2 protein-coding genes are annotated in these 1,953 nt (G+C 44.7%); both read right to left on the bottom strand.

From position 1 onward, the window contains the following. Positions 1 to 965, bottom strand: a 965-nt coding sequence (locus K2Q26_15285) for a citrate synthase (protein ID MBY0316883.1), incomplete at its 3' end; no start/stop codon positions are given. Positions 966 to 1,113: 148 nt separating this feature from the next. Beyond that, a partial coding sequence (locus K2Q26_15290; protein MBY0316884.1) for a SpoIIE family protein phosphatase occupies positions 1,114 to 1,953 on the bottom strand: 840 nt, incomplete at its 5' end.

A 1,953-nucleotide genomic window follows, 5' to 3' on the forward strand; every position in this document is an offset into this window, starting at 1 on the left:
GTCGCAGAGTAAAAATCGACGTTAGGGAGTAATCCCTTTTCCTTTTGCATGGCATCGTCGAGAATCTTAGACATTTGGTAGAACTGAGGCTGACCGATTTTTTTGGTCAATTGTTCGCTCATCTGACTCAAAATCTTCGCCCGAGGGTCGCCATTTTTGTAAACGCGGTGACCAAAACCCATCACCTTCTTTTTTCCAGCCAAAGCATCTGCGAGCCAAGCTTGAACTTTATCCATCGATACAATCTCGTTCTTGAGCATAAGCATCACTTGCTCATTGGCACCACCATGAAGTGGCCCTTTGAGAGCGCTGATGGCGCTAACAATTGCAGAATAAATGTCGCTGAGAGAAGAGGCCGTCACGCGAGCCGCGAAGGCCGAACAGTTCAATTCATGATCGGCATGAAGCACTAAACAGGTATCGAAAATTTTTACGAATTCAGGATCAGGCTCTGACCCCTTGAGAAGATACAGGAAGTTCCAAGCGATCCCCTTATCTGGATTGGGAGCCAAGAATTCTTTACCATCGCGAGTGCGCGAAAACAGAGCCACGAGTAAACCCATCTTTGCCGTTAAACGAAGAGATTTACGACGATTAGCTTCCTCAGACATGTCTTGGGCTTCAGGGTCCCAAAGAGACAACATAGAAGTGGCCGTTCTTAACCAAGCCATCGGATGCACATTGGTGGGTAGTTTTTTAAGTTGCTCAACCAGTGGAGCGGGCAAGGTCATTTCTTTTTTAATATCAGCCCGAAAAGCGGCGAGTTCAGCTGTCGTTGGAAGCTTATTGTTCCACAAAAGATAACTGGTTTCTTCGAACGTCGAATTCGCAGCTAAATCTTCAATCGTATATCCACGAAAACAGAGTGTGGCATCGATGATGGAAGAAATCGCGGTGGAACAGGCAACGACGCCTTCAAGACCTTTATCAATTGCACCTTCATAAATATTAACGGGCTGACTCATATGTTTCCTCTTCTGCTTGCTGACTTACCCCCAATCTAAAGATTCGCTCGGAGTAAGACAATAAAATTGTCATTTTCGACACGTTGTTTTGGCCTAAGATACCTAGGATTTTCTCTCGGATTTTATTCAGTCAAATCTCAAAATGTTTTCAAGTGGACGCAAGCTTAAGAACCCGCTCTTTGGTCTCAACGACGATGACGGTGAGGTCCTGAGGGTAAGGCTTCCCCTGTGCAAACTGCTGTAATTGAAAAAAGATCTCATTGCGCAAATTATGAACATCAGACTGAGCTGATTTTTTAATGATCGAATAGAGAAGGTCCTCGCCAAACAACTCCCCTTTGTCATTGGAGACCTTGAGAATTCCCGGCGAACAAAGAATCAGCTTGTCCTTAGGCTCGAAGTCTAGGGAACGCGCCGCAAACTGAGTGAGAGATACACCATTGTGAACAGAAGGGATCTCTGAGGGCAATCGTGTCAATGCGTTCGTTGTCTGCTTGTGGTGAATGCCGATGACACCGCCGGCGATGATGTAATTCATACGCAAATGGCGTCGATTCATAACTCCATAAAAAAACTGAAAGGTGTCGGACTGAGAAAGCCGCGCCACCAATTCGTCCTGCAGAACAGTGAGGAGCGAAGAGGGCTCCTGAGTTTGCAAATTCTGCCGCGCTTCAAAAGTGAATTTCATAAATAACGAAAGAAACAAAGCGGATACATTATAGCTCGATGCAGAACTCAGTAAAAAACCAAACTGCATTTTATCTTTGTGCTCAAAAATATCAAAATAATCGCCGCCGCTCAGTGAACTGGCCGAAAATTTAGTGCTAAATTCAAAACCGGGAATATGGGGGAATTCAGTAGGGACAATTTGTCTCTGGATTTCTAAAGCTTTTTTGAGCTGAGAGTGAATGTGAATCACTAAGCCTTCCAACTGAGCATTGGCTTTCACCAACTCTTTTCGGTAAACCTCAAGATCCTTATTCTTTAA

It is taken from the genome of Bdellovibrionales bacterium, from assembly GCA_019750295.1.
Classification (GTDB): domain Bacteria; phylum Bdellovibrionota; class Bdellovibrionia; order Bdellovibrionales; family JAGQZY01; genus JAIEOS01.